Consider the following 18,506-nt stretch of genomic DNA (forward strand, 5'->3'; position numbering starts at 1 on the left):
GCGTTCCTATGACGCTCGGTTACGCTTATTTATCGACAGACTTAAACCTATCTATCGCGGCAGTAATAACAGGATCGGTTTACCCTGCATTGTTTGAAGAGATTATTTTTAGAGCCATTTTATTTGGTCTACTATTTCGGGTTTGTAAATGGGGCTTTATTCCTGCAGCAATAACCACTTCACTGATTTTTGGTTTTGGACACCTTTACCAAAGCCATGATGTCATATCTGCATTGATGTTGTTTGCTTTTATGGCTGTCGCTGGTTCTTGGTTTGCTTGGCTCTATTGTGAGTGTGGTTACAGCATTTGGTACCCTATGTGGATGCATCTTTTTATGAACGCCACTTACGGTATTTTTGGTATGTCAGGTGGTGCAATGGGAGAAGCTAGCGCCAACATATTTAAAGGCCTAACCATTGTTTTGAGCCTTGTTTACGTTTATTGGTTAATAAAAAAAGGAAAGCCAAGAGCGGTGACAAAACAGCGCCTCTGGAAAAGCTAATATAGCTAAGCTAATACAGTAAAATCAGCTAATTAAACGATAAAACAATGACTCGCAGCCTAATACTGTTAAACCTAAGCATTAGGCTATTTTTGCAAAATAACTTAGCGTGTAACGCAAGTTAATCAATGATGCCAAATTGAGATAATTATTGTTCTGCCATATTAATGCCATATGAACAATTTTCTCTATTTCAGTTTCTTGTTCATTCAAAAACTGGCACCCCAATGCGGTGCCATCATCCGAGGGCTTCACATTGCAAATCCTTGCCTTTACCCTGATGGTCTCTTGCTCGTTTTCAGCGACTTCTATGACGATTTCTTCACCTTCATTTAATCCTTTCTTTTGCTGCTCCAGTTCAAGCTGGCACCCTGATAAAGAAACATCTGTCATTGACCCAGATAATTGAACAGTTGTAGTGCAAATTTTCATTGATAAGTCTGTCAACACACGTTTAGTCGAACGCAAATTATGAATGATCATTTTACCCTTCAAGTTAAACCGTACTTAAAACCCATAATAATTATCAACAAATAATCACCTTCTTTATTGATTTAGCTCCGGTTGATTTACTTGAGATTGATTTAACTTATGTAAAACCGCATTGTGAATATCAACTATCATGATTTAAAGCGAGTGTACGGTGCTAATTTAGTCAGAGAGGGAGTATCTTATGAAGCAATTAACAAACTTAAATTTAGGTTTTATTGAATTCCCTTCATTCAATACAGAGGCTCCGTTAATTACAACCTTTCGTATTCACTCTTATGTTAACTTACTGATTATATTATGCTCTATTTATTCAAGTAGCATCTATGCTACTACGATTAATCTTGAAAAATATATAGGGGGATATAGTACTGAACTTGCAGGAAAACCTGCTCTTACATTTAAATTCACTGATATAAATAGTGATGATTATTGCAATATCATCACTACCGAAGAGCATATGTTTAGTTCAAATAACCTGCTAGAAAATATAAATTTAAGTGAAAAGAATTTTTACTTAGATTGTGAAGTAGACGGCCAGTTTTATATGCTCTCTAATCATTACCGTACCTATGCACAGGTGTTAATAAAACAACCTGATATAAAGTTCCCTATGTCGATGCATATTGAAGCTAAACTGGTTACGATAAACGGTGAGTACCTTAATGTAATAAGCGGTGATATATCACTTAGGAAATAATCTAATCAGCTAAATTTTGGAATATATTATGGAGTTTGATCAAGTTAGAGCCTATTTACTCTCGAAGCCATTCACTACAGAAAGCTTTCCTTTTGGCGAAGGAGCCCATGTATTTAAAGTAAACTCGAAAATGTTTGCATTAGTTGGCTGGCGTAAGAATGCTTTGATGATTAACCTTAAATGCGATCCTGATGAATCTTGTGCTTTACGGGATATTTTCAACTCAATTACCACTGGTTATCACATGGATAAAAAACACTGGATTTCAGTTTATTACCCAAATGATGTTGAAAATCAGAGAATAATAGAAAGTTCAGTTGCAAATAACTCTGCACCAATTAATCTAGTGCCCGCTGGTGAGTTAGAAAGGATAATTGATAATTCATTTATGTTAGTAGTCAGTAAGATGGCTAAAAAAGAACAAACATCGATATTGCTTCACATGTAATCTAGATTCTTTCTTAACTAATTACTTTTCAGCTAAGAGAGCTATATGAACCAGTTTTTCTACCTGTTTATCTTGTTCGCTAATAAACTGACAGCCTAATTTAATCCCTTCTTCTGAAGTTTTTGCGTTACAAATACGGGCTATGAGTGAGATTTGGGGTTCATCATCTCCATCAACATAAATATTAATAGTTTCACCTTCGACAAGTTCATCTTGCCCCCCTTCACTGACTTCTACGTGGCAGCCTGTCAGTGAGACATCTGTTAACTGTGCTCCCCAAGACTCCTCTTTTATTTTTATACTTGCGGTGAGCTCTGTTAACACACGTTTAGTCGAACGCAAATTATGAATGATCATTTTATCAGGAAAGTTAAGTGCCATCATTCTTGTTGGCGTGCTCAAGGTTTGTTTTATTGTTGATGAAAATGCAATAACAGATGCTTCGTGACCTTCAACTAGCCCTCTAACAATGACTTCACTCCCCTGAACAAAATATTGGCCAAAGTTACCTAATTTATTAGAGTCAGGAAATTGAATTAATATAAATTGCTCAGGTAAGTAGCCTATAAAAATGGTTCTAAACCGACCTTTCTGCCCTGCTGGACTGACGATATCAATATTAACTGACGTGCCTGCCAGTAAATACTTAAACTCCTTCGATAATCCATCTTTGCTAGTGATTTGTTTGGTCGGCATTTTGTCGTCCTTGCGTTATTACCCACTAGAATGTTAGCACAAAATTTAACATACACAACAGTAGCTTAACCTAAATTAAATGTTCTTCATGTACTTGCTTCACTTGCATCCACAGGTCTATTGTTATTAACACAAGGTTAAGGTTTTTTGATGTTAAACATATAAAGGACGTTGCACCAATCCTGAATAATAGCGGTCGCTACTTTCAGTAACCTAAGCCGTTTACATAGCGTAACGGAACAAAACACATGAGAAATTTAGAATTATTTAGTACAGCATCTATCGATCACCTTTTATGGTCATCAGAGTCAACAACACCCAATTTAGACTCTTCAGCTTTAGAGATTTTTACTGATTTTGATGTATCTAGACCCATCATTGTTGATGCCTCTACCAGTGCAGTTGGTACTGCTAAAATCATGGAAAAAACTCACGCATATATGCGCTTGGTCGTGGATAAAAATGATAAATTTCTGGGTATCATTACCCAACAAGAACTATCTCATCACAATCTGATGCTCACAGCTAAGCGTCTCTCTTTAACGATTGATGAGTTATTGGTAACTGAAATTATGGTGCCAAGAGAAGAACTACAAGCTTTTGATTACAATCAAATATCAACTGCAAAAGTGAGTGATATTGTTCGATTACTGCAAGAGAATAACCTTCACCACATGCTGGTAATTGATCAAGAATTGCATCACATCAGAGGATTAATTGCAGCAAGTGATCTGGCAAGAAAGCTCAATCAACCTATAGAAATTCACAAGCGCCCATCGTTTAGCCAGATATTTGCCCAATCGAATTAGACATTAGTTATTAGTTATTAGTTATTAGTTATTAGTTATTAGTTATTAGTTATTAGTTATTAGGCATTACCATAAGATTTATAATTAAATATCGCTAACGGCATAATTGGTGTTCATACATAATCATCAACATCGATTTTGCCTGTTTTCTTAGGTTAATATCGCTCAGTTTCAGCCTTTTCAATCAGATATCTGCGCAGTGATCTTTTGCGGCGTACATGAAGTAAACCCAAACTTACACTCACCACTTTGCTACACTTTTATGGGCGGCAATAGCTAGGCTTTCAACCTTGCCCTTTATATCTTCAGCTAAAACAACAATATCTGTTATGAGTGTCATAACAGGTGATTGCAAACTTTTAAGCGCTATAACAACAATCAACATCAGTTAGGCGCACGCAAACATGGGCTATCGTGCCAGCTAAATTAAATCAAACTATTCTGCGACCCATGACTGACATATCATAGGTTGAGCTTTGTTAACGTCTGCTAATAATTGCTCATAAGAATGGTATTCAATGCCAGGCCAAAGCTTCATTTCAAAAACTGCGCCTTTAGTGACCTCACCGACTCCTTTTGGGGTACCAGTCATCACAATATCACCATCAACCAATGACATAAACTCGCTAATAGAACGGTGGATCTGATCAACCGAATACATCATCAAATCACTATGGCCTAATTGAATCAGTTCATCATCAATCGTGAGCATAAAGCAAAAACTCGCATTCGCCTTGAGTGATGATGTCGATAAACTGATAAATTGGCTAAATATTGCTGAGCCGTCAAATGCCTTAGCACGCTCCCAGGGTAATTGCTGACTTTTAAGGCTTGATTGTAAAGCACGTTTAGTAAGATCCAACCCAAGCCCTACTGCAGCAAACTGACCATTTTCCACTTTAAAGCAAAGCTCTGTTTCATAATGAATCGGCTCTTGTATAAATGACGGCAGACTTTGACCAATAGCTGAGTTCGGTTTAACAAATACCACCATATCTGAGGGGATTTCGTTGCCTAACTCTTTGATATGATCGACGTAGTTGCGCCCTACGCATACGATTTTAGACGGGGTAAAAGATGCTTCACCCTCATCTTGTTCAATTACTTGTAATGTCACTTAGCATCCTTATCATTGCATTCAGCTTTATATTATTGAAATACAAACATAAAAACCACCTATAAAAAGTCATCTTTATTTACTTTTCAATGAGTTTATATCTTGAAACGTTAACATCTGTGGCAGTTTTCTCGAAGCTCCATCAAAAAAACCAATTTCCTTAGCAAACGTTTTAGGATTATTGAACGTGCCAAAAATCATATCAAAGATGGGTAAATCAGAATAATTGAAAGCATGCACGCCTTTTTCATGGTGCACTGAATGGCTTTCAGGCCTTTGTATGATATACCCGAGCCATTGGGGTGTATTAATATTGAGGTGAGGAAAAATAGCTAACACCATAGTGCTATAAAAAAACCAAGTTGTTGCTTCTGGCGATAACCCAACAAAGATATTCAGAGCTATACTTCCAATCAAAGTAAAGCCAATCATGTCGAAGGGACTAAAGTAAAAAGCGCCAAAACTATCAAGCCGCTCAGCACTATGATGCATCTGGTGAAATATTCGCCACAGGCTTTTATGTTTATGCATTGCCTTATGCCAAATATAAATCAATAACTCGAAAATTAAGATGGCGAAAATAGTACCAAGAAAAGAGTTCCGGTCATCTAAATTAGCTATCTGAAACGGTTTTAAGTATGGGTCAATCAATAATGGCAGGTAGCTAGATAGCAAAAAATAAAAACTAAATACGGCTAAAGATATCGGGATCCAACCCGTCACTTTCGGCAGTTTTCGTGCAGGGAAGCTAATTTCAATCACAATTAATGTGCCGTATATAGCTAGCAGTGTGAGCGATACGGGATCTAGAATAAGTTCAGTTAATGTCGGCATAGTGTTCGTCCTTTTCACTGGCAAATTGAACTTCTAGTATTAATTAGCGGTGCTAAACAACATGAAGATTGGATAATCTTTAGCTAATTATTTGTTCACATTTCTGTCGACAAACAGATTCAGGATGAAAACTCATTGTGATTTATCGATATAACCAAACAGAAATCGATCTCATTCAATTCGAAATCCGCATTGATGGGAACGTTATTGCTGTAGAGCCTAAAGTATTCGATTTGATCGTATACTTAATTGAGAATCGCCAAAGGGTTATTTCAAGAGATGAGTTATTTCAAAATATTTGGGCAAATAGAGAAGTTTCAGATACGACCTTAAGTAACCATATTAAAACCGCTCGCAATGTATTAGGTGATGATGGTGAAAGGCAGCAAATTATCAACACAATACGCTCAAGAGGTTATCAGTTTATAGCTCAAATTGAAGAAAACCCAAAGCAAATATCATTTAACGTACAACCTTCTAGTTTAAGCAATAAAGTACCTATACTGGCCACTCTCTACCATCGTAAGTGGGAATGGCTAATGATATTATTAGTCACCGTGATAACCCTTACTTTCTGGTTTTACTATCAAAAAACCGGCACAAAAAGTCACGCGCCAATACTGTTAGTTGTGCCCTTCTCAACAATTACGAACAATGAAAACTGGGTGCCTTTTACCGAACAAATGACCCGAGAAATCATTCAAGATCTCAGAAAAATTGAGGGTATTACGACTCTCCCACCACCAACTTCCTCCACCTTTAGCAATAATAAAATTCGAAGTCATATTCTGAACAAACTACCTCAAATAGAATATGTATTAGACGGTGCTGTGAGCGAGAGTGTCAATGGTCAAGTACGTGTAACTGTTGAACTTGAGAACATTCAAACAAAGGAACTCATCTGGGTAAATGATTTTGACATCAGCTCGGATAGTCTCAATATATTTGCTGTGCAGGCAAAAATAGCAACATTGGTCTCAGACACATTGAAAGTTATGGTACTTTCACAACAAAAAAAGCAACTAGCATCACCGCCAACCGAAAATATGCAAGCCTATCAGTTTTACATTAAAGGGCAGCACGCCTTGTCAAAAATGACGCTTTCCTCCACAGAGCAAGCGATTACAATGTTTAATCAGGCCATTGAACTAGACGCTAAGTTCGTCCAAGCTTACAAAGCAAAGTCAGATGCTTACAGGCTATTAATGACATTTTTTAAATCCCCAAAAAAAGTCATGCCCGATGTGATCAGTTCATCCTTACAAGTTCTTGCAATTAAACCAGACTCAGCACAAGTGCTTTCATCATTGGGTTTAGCTTACGTACATAACTGGCAATGGCAAGAAGCTTGGAACATGTTAAATAAGGCTAAACAACTTCAACCAGACTTAGCGACGACCGAACTAGGATTTGCATTATATTACGCAGCATTGGGAAATAAAAAAAAGTTGAAGCAAGCATTAGAGTCTGCCAATACCCTTGACCCCCTTAATTTAGAAATTGCAGAATGGGGGATGTGGGCGTTAATGATGGTTAATGATATAGAGGGTGCTATAGCCTGGGGAACAGAAAAGCATCGATTACTTCCTGAACAACCTTATCCTTTATTAAGTTTAGCGGTCGCAAAATATATAAATCAACAGGGACAAGAAAGTATCAAACTTTCTGAACAGGGAGTCTCTTTAAGTCTCAACGACTCATTACCTCTCGTATTATTAGCACAGTCCTATGCAGCATCAAATTTTGGTTCTAAAGCACTTAATTTAGTCGCGCAAGCTCAATCAATGGACCAATATGTTTGTCCTTATGAAACAGCTGTTGTCTATGCCTTGTTAGACGACAAAGAATTAATGTTTCAGTACCTTGAAGATGCGGTTTACCATCAATCAAATTGTCTTATATTTAGTAGAAACGATCCGAGATTAGTTAAATACCATCAGGAAAAGAGATTTAAAGTTATCCTAAAAAAGGTAGGTTTAGATGATGAATCTATTAAAAAGTATCCTCAATAGCTAATAAGCAACCAATAGCGTTATTTGTTCGCATATAGCAATAAGCCACTGAATAGAAATAACTAATCAGTGGCTCATAAAGGATTAATCCTAGGTAATTCTGTTAAGCGTAAGTCGAAATAAACTCGTCTAAGTGCTCGTTAGCAATTTCAATATCATCACCAACAAACTGCGCAATATGAAACAGCGCCTCACCTTCATTGGCAACTGGAATGTTTGTCAGTCCAATAATGATGCCATCAGTTGGCGATCTTAATTCGGTTACTTCGCCGCCAAACGGGTTGACCACATTAGCCAGCAAGCAACCTTTGCTTACCCGAGAGCCAATTTTACGTTTCACATTCACTAAGCCATCCGCTTCACTTCTTAACCAATAGCTTCGACTGGCATTAATCGAAGCGGTGGGTTTAAGCTTACTGCTTAGCATGCCTAAATAGCGCATCACGTTAAGCACACCTGTGACACCCGATTTTATCGACAGCTCGCTAAAACGCAGTGCTTCTCCAGCTTCATATAAAATACAGGCAATACCTTTGTCATTAGCGTAGCCACGCATTGAGCCTTTTACAGACTTAGAGTCCATGATCACTGGCGCACCAAACGCCGTCGCCATTGCCATCATTGTTTCATCATCAGTATCACAACGGATCTGCGGGAAATTATCACGATGGATTGCACCAGTGTGTAAGTCAACAATATGAGTGGCTTTTGAAATCAACTCGCTCGAAAACAAATGTGCTAAACGACTCGCAAGCGCCCCTTTCGCACTACCAGGAAAACAGCGATTTAAATCGCGTCTATCTGGCAGATAACGAGACTGATGAATAAAGCCAAACACATTGACGATAGGAACAACCACCAAAGTCCCCGTTAAGGTTCTGATGCTCATCTTATCAATCAACCTGCGGCATATCTCAATGCCATTTAACTCATCACCATGAATGGCGGCGCACACTAACAGCACAGGGCCAGGCTTTTTACTATGAAACACTTCAGCATGCAGCTCTAAAGGCGTGTCGTTATACAATTTTGCTGCGGGCAGTTTGATACTGGCACGTGTGCCAGCATCAATACTAAACTCACCAATGGTAAACGCTTCACGCTTTGGCGCCATTAACCAATACCTTTGGTTTTGGTGCTGCTTGGCTTGGCATTTTTCTCAATAAACTGAATAATTTTTTCAGCCACGTCGATACCCGTTGATTGCTCTATGCCTTCAAGCCCCGGAGATGAATTAACCTCCATCACTAAAGGGCCATGTTTTGAACGTAAAATGTCTACACCAGCCACATTTAACCCCATGGTTTTAGCTGCTCGAATTGCAGTTGAACGTTCTTCAGGTGTTAACTTAACAACTGTAGCGCTGCCGCCTCGATGCAGGTTAGAGCGAAACTCGCCTTCAGCGCCTTGACGTTTCATTGCTGCAATCACTTTATCGCCAATAACGAAACAACGAATATCAGCACCACCAGCCTCTTCAATATATTCTTGCACCATGATATTGGCTTTAAGGCCCATAAAAGCTTCAATCACACTTTCAGCCGCTTTACGGGTTTCAGCTAAAACAACGCCAATACCTTGGGTACCTTCTAGCAGTTTAATCACGCAAGGGGCACCGCCAACCATGTCTAATAAATCAGGTACATCTGCAGGCTTATTAGCAAAACCAGTCACTGGTAAACCGATGTTTTTACGTGACAACAATTGTAATGAACGTAATTTATCCCGCGAGCGAGAAATGGCTACCGATTCATTTAAGGGGTGTACACCCATCATTTCAAACTGACGTAATACTGCTGTACCGTAAAATGTCACTGATGCGCCAATACGCGGAATAACAGCATCAAATGTAGGCAACTCTTCACCACGCATATGAATGCTTGGCGCCATCATATTAATGTTCATATAACATGCTAACGGATCGATGATTTGAACATCATGACCGCGAGCAACCGCAGCTTCTCGAAGGCGACGAGTTGAATATAAATTCCCGTTTCGAGACATAATGGCAATGCGCATGGGCTTAGGCTCCTGTTAAGTATGATGCTGATGAGTCAACTAAGTAGCGTCCAGCTAGTGCTCTGCGACCTAATAGCATTCTAAATTGCATGTTGTCACGCTGTGTAAGCGTGAGTTCAATATCAAATTGTTGTTCGCCAATAATGATTGGCGTTTTAATGACATAGCGATGAGTAATATGACCACCTGAATCTTTTACATGGCGACGGTCAAACACTGCAAACTCACAAATCAATTCTCTATCTGACTCTTGCTCTGGGTGAAACCAGACTTTAATCCAGTCTTCACCTGCTTTTGTAAACGGTTTAATCCTGAAAGCGTGTAAACATGACGTCTTAGCACCGGAATCAACTTTCATATTGATCCGTTCATTGCCAAGTTCAGGAAACGTCGCCCATTCACACCAGCCAAGAATTTGTAATGCATTTTTTGTCATGTTCAAGCCTTTTTACAGAACCTTGTTTAATAGCGTTAAATTAGAAAAGCTAGAGTAGAATAAATGAGTTTGTTAGGTAATATCACCGTTCAAGCATCATCAACTTAAGCCAAAACAACAATTTAACAGAGTTAATATCGAGTTAAAAAATTACTCTCAATCAGTTTGGAAGCGCATAATACTCCTAAAGATTAAAAATACTACTAAAAAAATACAAATGATATAAAAAAACTATCACCAACAGTCGCTAACCTTATTAACGCTATATTCTCAAAGCGCCAAAAGTAGCAGCTAACTTTATATATTTCCTAAAAAAGTACACCTATAACTTAAATTTGATGTTTTAACACTCAACATAAATCATCTCATTCGAGTATGAGTTTAGGCATAGGTCAGCCTTTATTATTGCTACTCGTATACATCAACTGAATATAGCAAGTTAAGGTCATATATTGTCGAGGTAAAGCTAATCATAGATTGAAATTCAATGCCTTTATGGCACACTTTACCTTCATCATTTTTAGGACTTGTTATGTATACTCAGCAAAGTTTCGATTTTCTCACCTTACTTGCCAATAACAATGATCGTGAATGGTTTAAAGCCAACCAACAAGATTATGAAGACAAAGTCAGAACCCCTACACTTAAATTTATCGAAGCAATGCAGGGTCCGATTTTAAATTTGTCCCCTCGCCTAACCGCAGTCCCTAAAAAAGTGGGCGGCAGCATGATGCGCCCCCAACGAGACAGCCGTTTTAGTAAAGACAAAAGCCCTTATAAGTTGAATGTTGGCATTCAGTTTAGACACTTTCAGGGTAAAGATGTTCATGCTCCAGGCTTATATTTACACTTAGCTAATGATGGCTGTTTTCTTGCTGCTGGCATTTGGCATCCTGAATCAAAGGCATTAAATGCAATTAGACATTGTATTGATGAAAACCCTAACGGCTATCAAAAAGCCTTACTAGCGTTAGAAAAAGCTGGGTTTGAATTATCTGGTGATAGCTTAGTAAGGCCACCACGAGGTTTTGATAAAGCGCACCCTCTTATTGAGGAACTAAAGCGTAAGGATTTTATTGCTATAAAGCCCATTACAATTGAACAAGTTTGCGCTAATGATTTTGTCGATTATTGCGCCCAAGAATTTAACAAGACCATCAACTTGATGAGCTACCTTTGCTTTGCACTCGATTTAGATTTTTAAATTAACGATTCGGTTCGGTGAAATCCAATATGGAGCACCGAGCCATTCAGTTTTTAATATGCTCCTGCTTTAATGTACTTATTCTTTAATATTCTTTTTCTTTAATATACTTTTTCCTTTATATACAAGGGAATAAAAGCTTATTAAAAGAGGGAGTGAGCAATTTCGACTTTACTTTAATGTGTTTACGATCATTTATACGGCTAACTAAACTTCGTAAATTCCGCCGACTATTCAAACATTGTCACACTGTGTTGCTACGTGGCGATAATTGATTTCTAAGCTGTATCTTTCCGATATAACAATCTATATTATTCAATGTAATAGAAACAAATAATCAACAAAACACTTCCTTAGAACTCTCCCCTTTGAACTCGATAGCTTGTATGTTCGAAGAAACGACAAGGCTAGTAGATGATGAAACAATACCTCAGTACCGCCAAAGCGATAGCGATTCAGCAGCACATTTTTTTCATCAGCCTAATAGCCTTTACCGCGCTATTGACCCAACCTTCTGCCATAGCAGCACCTGCAAACGTCAAATCAGCAGTTAATCGCGTCGAAACCAAAGATACAGGGGTTGAGAAACTGATCCTTCCTTACGTATTTAGCACTGACTCTATGGGATTAAATTTGGGCGTGGGCGCCATGGTAAGTGGTTACCATCAAGAGCAAATGACCATTGGTGGTACCGTCTATGGCGGCGATGTCAGTTATGGTGCGGGCGCTGGTGTTTGGAATTATCGTTTACCTAAAACAGACCGATTTTTTATGAGCCTAGTCGGCTTTATGGGCTATTACCCGCAACAAAAAGCCTATGCTGGCGGAGCTGGTGAATACATTCCAATTGGAACACCATTGCCAGGCAGCAATGACTCATCCAATGAGCAATTTCTGCAAGCGGATGGCGCCTCAAATTGGTGGGATATAAAAATTGAATACACGCTTCCTATTGGCGCAACCCGTGATAAAAGCACTGTGACCTATGACTTAACTAGAGGCTTACTCACCTCTGAGCCCACTGGAGGCAGTGTGTGGAATCCGATGGAATCAGGCGCTACTGTTGCCGTGCTAAGGCAATTTAACCGCTACGAAAGTTTTGAGCTTGATGATGGTGAGCTTGATGGCGCAATTCACGCTATTGAGTTAGGGCTTTTATACGACAACACTGATTTTTCAATCAACCCCAGTTACGGTAGTAAACAGTATGTCGCTATCTCTCATGACGCAGGTTGGTTCGAATCAGAAAAGCAATGGACCTTTATTGAGTTTGAAGCCAGTAAATACTTTTCATTTGGTGAATCGGATTACGCATCGCAGCGTATTCTTGCATTAAATTTTTGGACAGGCTATTCGCCCACCTGGGAGCTTGAATACGACGATGAAGGTGGAAGAATTGTTACCAATAACGCACCTTACAGCGAAGGAGCAACCTTAGGTGGTTTTTATCGCATGCGCGGATTTGATAATAAACGTTTCCATGATAAAGCAGTGATTTATGGCAGTGCTGAGTACCGTTACACCCTGAAATACAATCCGATTGAAGACGTTAACTGGCTCAAGTTTCTTCGTTTAGACTGGTTCCAATTGGTTGGTTTTGTTGAAGCTGGGCGTGTAGGTGAGTCTTACACTAGCGATGAGCTACTGACTGACATGAAATACGATTATGGCGTATCACTAAGAGCATTAACCGCAGGGATTGTTGTAAGACTTGATGTTGCCCAATCAGATGAAAGCACTAATGCGTGGGTCATGGTCGATCATCCTTTTTAATTTTATTGGCATATATTTCTATGATTAAGGTATGTCATTAAGGCCTTGAATGAGTTCTGTCCTGTTCCCTAGCTTGAACGCAAGCTAAAACGGACCTAATACATAACCGAAAACACAGTCATCTAACAATAAAGGTGGCTTGTTTTTCCACCAAATTTATTAAGCTCGACATAATCTCAGCGATAACTTTAATCCACTCTATTAGCCATGTTAAACTCACCTATTATTTTATTGATATGCGGCCGAGTAAACGCCTCATTCCTTTCTTGAGTGAACCATGAACCAAGCAGATATCCAAGCCAATACACCCGCTGAAAAAAGAGCCCTAAGTTATTCAGCGACCATCAAAAAACTGTTTGATGAAGTATTAGACACTAAAATGCCTGCGGATAGGATTGTGGCCAATTACTTCCGTGAGCATAAAAAGCATGGTTCAAAAGATCGCAGGGTGATACGTGAAACCTTATTCGGGTTATTTCGTTGGTGGGGTTGGCTTAAGCAGTTAGGCTCGCAACATGATGAGCAAACATGGTTCAAAATGCTCAGTAGTTGTGCCATTCTAGAATTACATACTTGGCGAAGCTTTGCTGAGGCATGGCAGCAGTTTGGCCAATTATCCCCTTCTCAGTTAGACATTATTAATAATGTGCTGAATGAACAGTTAAACAGTGCTGCTGAACCTATAACTGAAGTAAACACTTACACAGTCGTTGAAAAAACACAGTTAATGGCCAGCATTTATAACCCTGTTGCTTTCAGTGAATCACAACTATTACCAGATTGGTTTTGGGAAGTGTGCCCGATAAGTGATGAGTCACAGAAAATACAGCTCATCGAGGCAATGAGCTCTCGCCCACCGATATGGGCAAGAGCACAAAATATTGATACCCAAGTCGCAGTAAAGCAGTTACAGCAAGCAGGGATAGATGCCAGTGCTAGTGAATACTTTGCTGATGCATTAAGTCTTGGCAATAAAAGTATTAACCTCAATGACGTCGCATTATACAAGCAAGGCCAAGTTGAAATACAAGATTTAGCTTCGCAAGTGATTGGCAATACTTGCCAGCCAAAGGCTGATGATAAATGGTGGGATACTTGCAGTGGCGCAGGCGGGAAAACCTTACAGCTTCATTCGCTTATGCTACAAAATGCGAGCTCAAATTTAAGTTCAAATTCAATAGCCATACTAACCGGCTCTATTGTGTCTTCGGACATTCGCTCAAAAGCGTTAGAAGAGCTTAAAAAACGCGCCAAAAGAGCAAACTTCAAAGGCATTACTGTTGCACGCTGGAAAAGCGACGACTTACCTGTCGACGCTAACAGTTTTGATGGTGTTTTAGTGGATGCTCCATGCAGCTGCACAGGCACTTGGCGTAGAAACCCTGACATGCGTTGGATTGATGATAGAAGCTGCGTAGATAATAAATCAGAACTACAGCTTGATATATTGTCTCGTAGTTCAAAAGCCGTTAAAACAGGCGCGCACCTCGTATATGCCACTTGCTCATTATCACCGATAGAAAACGAACAAGTGGTAGAGCAGTTTTTACAACACAACCCAAGCTTTGATCTCGTGTTGAGTACACACCCATTCACCCAAGCTCAACAAAAACACGTTACAGTGTGGCCTAATGAAGCGAATTCAGACGGCATGTATGTGGCGAGAATGGTAAAGCGATAGATGTTAGTTGGTATGTGTTAAGTGCTAAGTACTAAGTAATGAGCTGCTATGTGTTGAGTGCTAGTGAGAAGTTCTTAGTAATAAGTGCTTAGTGATAAGTGCTTAGTGATAAGTACTTTTACGAGTATAAGTGCTTAAAGGTTATTTTGGCCAATACGCTTGTGTGATAAGAATAGCCTGCTATTGCTATCACATCTTTTGGTTCAAAGGCCTTGTCTCAAAGTCCTTAGCACAAAGGGCTCATCTCAAAGGGCTCATCAAAAAGAGTTTCTTTCAAGCTTATCTCCCAGAGCAATCTTTATAACTGGCTTACAATGCGCTTTAAAGCATGCTGCCAATCACAAATCCCCCCCCCCCAGGTCTTAGCTATTTTACTGCAATCTAGAGCGGAATATTGTGGACGTTTAGCAGGAAGTGGGAAATCTTCAGTATTTATAGCAACGAGCTTAGGTGATGCAGTTAACTTCCCCTGACTCATCGCTTCAGCAACAATCGCACTTGATAACCTAAACCAGGTCGTCGGCGAAGAGCCACAATAATGAAAAGTTCCCCAGTGATATTTACCCTCTGCAATTTTCATCGAAATGGTAAGGATAACGTCAGCCAAATCATGTGCTGATGTCGGGCAGCCCATTTGATCATCAACAATACGTAACTCATTTCTATTCTGAGCGAGTCTAATAATGGTTTTAGCAAAATTATTACCATATTCGCTGATTAACCAAGATGTTCGAATAATGACATGTTGAGAACACGCTTGTTGAATAGCTAACTCACCTTGACGTTTTGACGCGCCATACACATTTATAGGACGCGAAGAGTGAGTTTCTAGATAGGGAATTGTCGCTTGACCATCAAATACAAAATCAGTCGAAATATGAATAATAGGGATATTGGATTGATTAGCAACCAAGGCTAAATTTCTAGCGCCTTTATGATTAACATTATAAGCCTTATCAATATTCGACTCCGCATTATCTACCTCAGTATAAGCTGCTGTATTGATAATGAGTTGAGGCTTATGAGTAAGAACAAAGAGCATTACCGCATCAAAATCGGTGATATCAAGCTTGAACGGTTTCGTTCTCGAGGCTTTCAAGTAAAAAGGTTCCGAACTAGGATAGTCAGGGTTAGTGTGGACTGATTTAACCAGATCAATAGATGAAAAAACCTGATTGTCTATCAACGCTTGTTGTAAACATTGCCCCAACTGACCACTCGCACCAACTAACCAACATTTCACTTTAGCAGGTCCTTAAATCGCAAACCTTTCTCGTCTTTGTCAGACAATATGACACTCTTAATGGGCCAAGTAATGCCTAAATCAGGATCATTCCACTTAATACAAGCTTCATTGCTGGGGTCATAATAATCTGTGCATTTATATTCAACATCAGCTATTTCAGTGAGCGCGACAAATCCATGAGCAAAACCTTCAGGAATATAAAGCTGGCGCATATTAGTCTCTGTTAACTCTACGCCGACCCATTGGCCAAAGGTAACTGAGCCTTTGCGAATATCAACGGCCACATCAAAAATGGCACCTCTCACAACACGAACCAATTTAGCTTGAGGATTTACTTTTTGAAAGTGTAAGCCACGCAAAACACCTTTTCTAGAGCGAGAGTAGTTATCCTGAACAAACGCTTTATCGATACCTAACAAACGCTGATATCTATCGGCTTGGAAAGTCTCGATAAAATAACCACGAGCATCATTAAACACTGAAGGTTCAATCATTTTAACGTCAGCAATCTTAGTATCAATAACCTTCAAAATTGGGGTTCCTTGCATAATGACATTAAGTAATCCCCATAAGCGGTTTTGCAATGAAACTTGGCCTGGATAATTAATTCATCTCGAGTGAGCCAACCATTGCCGTAGGCAATTTCTTCTAAACAAGCGACCTTTAAGCCTTGTCTTTTCTCAACGGTTTGCACAAAGTGACTCGCTTCAAGTAACGAATCATGCGTACCGGTATCTAACCAGGCAAAACCACGACCTAAGGTTTCGACACTTAAATCACCACGCTGTAAATAAGCCATGTTCACATCGGTAATTTCAAGCTCCCCTCGGGCTGAAGGAGTAATAGATTTAGCTATGTTAATGGCATCATTATCGAAAAAGTATAAGCCTGTTACGGCATATTGAGATTTAGGCAATGATGGTTTTTCATCAATGCTGAGCGCTTTTCCGTCAGCGTCAAACTCTATTACACCGAAACGTTCTGGATCGCAAACATGATAACCAAAAATCGTCGCACCTTTAGTTTTAGAGGCAGCATTTAGTAGCTTATCTCTAAAATGATGGCCATAAAAAATGTTATCGCCCAACACTAAAGCCACATTATCTTCAGCAATAAAGTCTTCTGCGATAATCAATGATTGCGCAATACCTTCAGGTGCTGCTTGTACCTCATAACTAAGGTTAATACCGAACCTTTCCCCTGTACCAAGTAGTCTTTTAAAGCTTGATAAATCTTCTTCGGTACTGATGATTAACACATCTTTTATACCTGCCAGCATTAACACAGAAATTGGGTAATAAATCATGGGCTTGTCATACACAGGTAATAGTTGTTTAGACGTACCTAAAGTAAGCGGAAATAAACGGCTACCAGTGCCTCCCGCCAATACGACTCCTTTATAGGCTTGCTGATTAATTTTGTGCATCAGCTTTGCCCTTTTCACCATCAGTAATACTTTTAATGCTCTCTTCTTCACGCACACTATCAATATCAATATGATTTTTAAACAGAGTATTTTGAGGTAATGGTAACCACATCCCAGCATTCGCGATATACCATTTAACCGTTTTTCTAAGGCCTGTTATAAAGGTTTCTTTCGCAGACCAAGCTAAATCATTTTTGATTTTAGAAGCATCAATAGCATAACGTTTATCATGGCCTGGTCGATCGTTAACGTATGTGATCAAATCCCTAAATTGATCGCCTGTTTTGTATTCTGGTGCTAACTCCTCCAGCAAATCACAGATCAGATTAATCACATCAATATTAGTGTATTCGTTATTTCCACCGATATTATAGGTTTGCCCGACTTGCCCTTTTTTGATGACGTTATATAAAGCATCGACATGATCATCAACAAACAGCCAATCTCTGACTTGTAAGCCATCACCATAAACCGGTAAAGACTTGCCAGCTAAGGCACTTAAAATCATGTGCGGAATTAATTTTTCAGGAAATTGATAAGCACCGTAATTATTAGAGCAATTACTGATGATAATAGGGAGACCATAGGTTCGATGCCAAGCACAGACTAGATGATCTGCAGAAGCTTTTGATGCCGAATAAGGTGAACTTGGCGCATACGGGGATGATTCAGAGAAAGGTTCATCTGTTGGCGATAAATCACCATAAACCTCATCAGTAGAAATATGAAGGAAACGAAATTGAGATTTTTTGTCACCACTCATCTTATGCCAGTAGGTTCTAGATGCTTCAAGCAACTGAAAAGTACCTACAATATTAGTTTGTATAAACTCCGAAGGTCCTGAAATAGAACGATCAACATGACTCTCTGCCGCTAAGTGCATCACAACTGAAGGTTGATAATGTTCGAGAATTCTCTGCAACGCCTCAGCATCACAAATATTAGCTTGAACAAAGTGGTAACGAGGTGAGTCAGAAACCTCTTTTAAAGCATCTAAATTACTTGCGTAAGTTAACACGTCAAGATTTAACACTTGCTCTTGAGTGTGATTTATAAGGTAGCGTATTAGTGCGCTGCCAATAAACCCCGCCCCACCGGTTATCAAAATCATTC

The 18,506-nt window shown here is 39.2% G+C and carries 19 protein-coding genes; 8 read left to right on the top strand and 11 right to left on the bottom strand.

Annotated features, from left to right (window positions below):
* Positions 1 to 8 precede the first annotated feature (8 nt).
* Positions 9 to 503, top strand: a complete 495-nt coding sequence (locus Q4600_RS00535) for a CPBP family intramembrane glutamic endopeptidase (RefSeq protein WP_241906465.1) — start codon at positions 9 to 11, stop codon at positions 501 to 503.
* 81 nt (positions 504 to 584) lie between these two features.
* On the opposite strand, the gene Q4600_RS00540 is transcribed toward Q4600_RS00535, so the two are convergent.
* The gene (locus tag Q4600_RS00540) at positions 585 to 986 is read right to left on the bottom strand and encodes a PilZ domain-containing protein (protein ID WP_303512733.1); all 402 of its coding nucleotides are present in this window, start codon (positions 984 to 986) and stop codon (positions 585 to 587) included.
* 190 nt (positions 987 to 1,176) lie between these two features.
* Here Q4600_RS00540 and Q4600_RS00545 point away from each other — a divergent pair, with 190 nt between their 5' ends.
* Both Q4600_RS00545 and Q4600_RS00550 read left to right on the top strand, forming a co-directional pair.
* A complete protein-coding gene (locus Q4600_RS00545; RefSeq protein ID WP_303512731.1) occupies positions 1,177 to 1,692 on the top strand; it encodes a hypothetical protein in 516 nt (171 codons plus the stop codon).
* 28 nt (positions 1,693 to 1,720) lie between these two features.
* On the top strand, positions 1,721 to 2,140 hold the full coding sequence (locus Q4600_RS00550; protein ID WP_303512728.1) for an MmcQ/YjbR family DNA-binding protein: 420 nt from the start codon (positions 1,721 to 1,723) through the stop codon (positions 2,138 to 2,140).
* A 21-nt stretch (positions 2,141 to 2,161) separates the two neighbouring features.
* Here the strand turns inward: Q4600_RS00550 and Q4600_RS00555 are convergent, their stop codons facing one another.
* Positions 2,162 to 2,836: a flagellar brake protein gene (locus Q4600_RS00555; protein ID WP_303512726.1), complete on the bottom strand. Its 675-nt coding sequence runs from the start codon at positions 2,834 to 2,836 to the stop codon at positions 2,162 to 2,164.
* A gap of 248 nt (positions 2,837 to 3,084) precedes the next feature.
* Here Q4600_RS00555 and Q4600_RS00560 point away from each other — a divergent pair, with 248 nt between their 5' ends.
* Positions 3,085 to 3,645 carry a CBS domain-containing protein gene (locus Q4600_RS00560; protein ID WP_248954639.1) on the top strand — a complete coding sequence of 187 codons (561 nt, stop codon included), beginning with the start codon at positions 3,085 to 3,087 and terminating at the stop codon, positions 3,643 to 3,645.
* A 436-nt stretch (positions 3,646 to 4,081) separates the two neighbouring features.
* Here the strand turns inward: Q4600_RS00560 and Q4600_RS00565 are convergent, their stop codons facing one another.
* Together Q4600_RS00565 and Q4600_RS00570 are read right to left on the bottom strand one after the other, a co-directional pair.
* Positions 4,082 to 4,762 (bottom strand): fumarylacetoacetate hydrolase family protein, encoded by a 681-nt coding sequence (locus Q4600_RS00565; protein ID WP_303512722.1) that lies wholly within the window; start codon positions 4,760 to 4,762, stop codon positions 4,082 to 4,084.
* Between the two features lie 75 nt (positions 4,763 to 4,837).
* Complete coding sequence (locus Q4600_RS00570) at positions 4,838 to 5,596, bottom strand: sterol desaturase family protein (protein ID WP_303512720.1); 759 nt, start codon at positions 5,594 to 5,596, stop codon at positions 4,838 to 4,840.
* A 137-nt stretch (positions 5,597 to 5,733) separates the two neighbouring features.
* Between Q4600_RS00570 and Q4600_RS00575 the strand changes: the two genes are divergently transcribed.
* The gene (locus tag Q4600_RS00575) at positions 5,734 to 7,608 is read left to right on the top strand and encodes a winged helix-turn-helix domain-containing protein (protein WP_303512718.1); all 1,875 of its coding nucleotides are present in this window, start codon (positions 5,734 to 5,736) and stop codon (positions 7,606 to 7,608) included.
* Between the two features lie 103 nt (positions 7,609 to 7,711).
* Here Q4600_RS00575 and Q4600_RS00580 read toward each other — a convergent pair whose 3' ends face one another.
* From Q4600_RS00580 to Q4600_RS00590, 3 genes are read right to left on the bottom strand one after another with little or no spacing between them, the layout of a single operon-like run.
* Positions 7,712 to 8,722, bottom strand: a complete 1,011-nt coding sequence (locus Q4600_RS00580) for a succinylglutamate desuccinylase/aspartoacylase family protein (protein WP_303512716.1) — start codon at positions 8,720 to 8,722, stop codon at positions 7,712 to 7,714.
* A complete protein-coding gene (rimK, locus tag Q4600_RS00585) occupies positions 8,722 to 9,627 on the bottom strand; it encodes a 30S ribosomal protein S6--L-glutamate ligase (RefSeq protein ID WP_102529174.1) in 906 nt (301 codons plus the stop codon). Before rimK ends, Q4600_RS00580 begins: the two co-directional genes overlap by 1 nt.
* Positions 9,628 to 9,631: 4 nt before the next feature.
* Positions 9,632 to 10,063: a RimK/LysX family protein gene (locus Q4600_RS00590; RefSeq protein ID WP_102529175.1), complete on the bottom strand. Its 432-nt coding sequence runs from the start codon at positions 10,061 to 10,063 to the stop codon at positions 9,632 to 9,634.
* Positions 10,064 to 10,595: 532 nt separating this feature from the next.
* Here Q4600_RS00590 and Q4600_RS00595 point away from each other — a divergent pair.
* The 3 genes from Q4600_RS00595 (at position 10,596) to Q4600_RS00605 (ending at position 14,721) form a co-directional block, all read left to right on the top strand.
* The gene (locus Q4600_RS00595) at positions 10,596 to 11,267 is read left to right on the top strand and encodes a DUF2461 domain-containing protein (protein WP_229367535.1); all 672 of its coding nucleotides are present in this window, start codon (positions 10,596 to 10,598) and stop codon (positions 11,265 to 11,267) included.
* A 414-nt stretch (positions 11,268 to 11,681) separates the two neighbouring features.
* Positions 11,682 to 13,040: a BamA/TamA family outer membrane protein gene (locus tag Q4600_RS00600; protein WP_303512705.1), complete on the top strand. Its 1,359-nt coding sequence runs from the start codon at positions 11,682 to 11,684 to the stop codon at positions 13,038 to 13,040.
* 277 nt (positions 13,041 to 13,317) lie between these two features.
* Positions 13,318 to 14,721, top strand: coding sequence for an RsmB/NOP family class I SAM-dependent RNA methyltransferase (locus tag Q4600_RS00605; protein WP_303512703.1), 1,404 nt, complete (start codon positions 13,318 to 13,320; stop codon positions 14,719 to 14,721).
* Positions 14,722 to 15,019: 298 nt separating this feature from the next.
* On the opposite strand, the gene rfbD is transcribed toward Q4600_RS00605, so the two are convergent.
* From rfbD to rfbB, 4 genes are read right to left on the bottom strand one after another with little or no spacing between them, the layout of a single operon-like run.
* Positions 15,020 to 15,964 carry a dTDP-4-dehydrorhamnose reductase gene (gene rfbD, locus Q4600_RS00610; protein ID WP_303512700.1) on the bottom strand — a complete coding sequence of 315 codons (945 nt, stop codon included), beginning with the start codon at positions 15,962 to 15,964 and terminating at the stop codon, positions 15,020 to 15,022.
* Positions 15,961 to 16,497: a dTDP-4-dehydrorhamnose 3,5-epimerase gene (gene rfbC / locus Q4600_RS00615; protein WP_303512698.1), complete on the bottom strand. Its 537-nt coding sequence runs from the start codon at positions 16,495 to 16,497 to the stop codon at positions 15,961 to 15,963. Before rfbC ends, rfbD begins: the two co-directional genes overlap by 4 nt.
* Entirely contained in the window at positions 16,494 to 17,393 is a 900-nt protein-coding gene (gene rfbA, locus Q4600_RS00620; RefSeq protein WP_303512696.1) for a glucose-1-phosphate thymidylyltransferase RfbA, read from the bottom strand. Before rfbA ends, rfbC begins: the two co-directional genes overlap by 4 nt.
* Positions 17,380 to 18,504 carry a dTDP-glucose 4,6-dehydratase gene (gene rfbB / locus Q4600_RS00625; RefSeq protein WP_303512694.1) on the bottom strand — a complete coding sequence of 375 codons (1,125 nt, stop codon included), beginning with the start codon at positions 18,502 to 18,504 and terminating at the stop codon, positions 17,380 to 17,382. Before rfbB ends, rfbA begins: the two co-directional genes overlap by 14 nt.
* Between the last annotated feature and the right edge of the window lie 2 nt (positions 18,505 to 18,506).

This window comes from Shewanella sp. 2_MG-2023, from assembly GCF_030548905.1.
GTDB classification, from domain to species: domain Bacteria; phylum Pseudomonadota; class Gammaproteobacteria; order Enterobacterales; family Shewanellaceae; genus Shewanella; species Shewanella electrodiphila.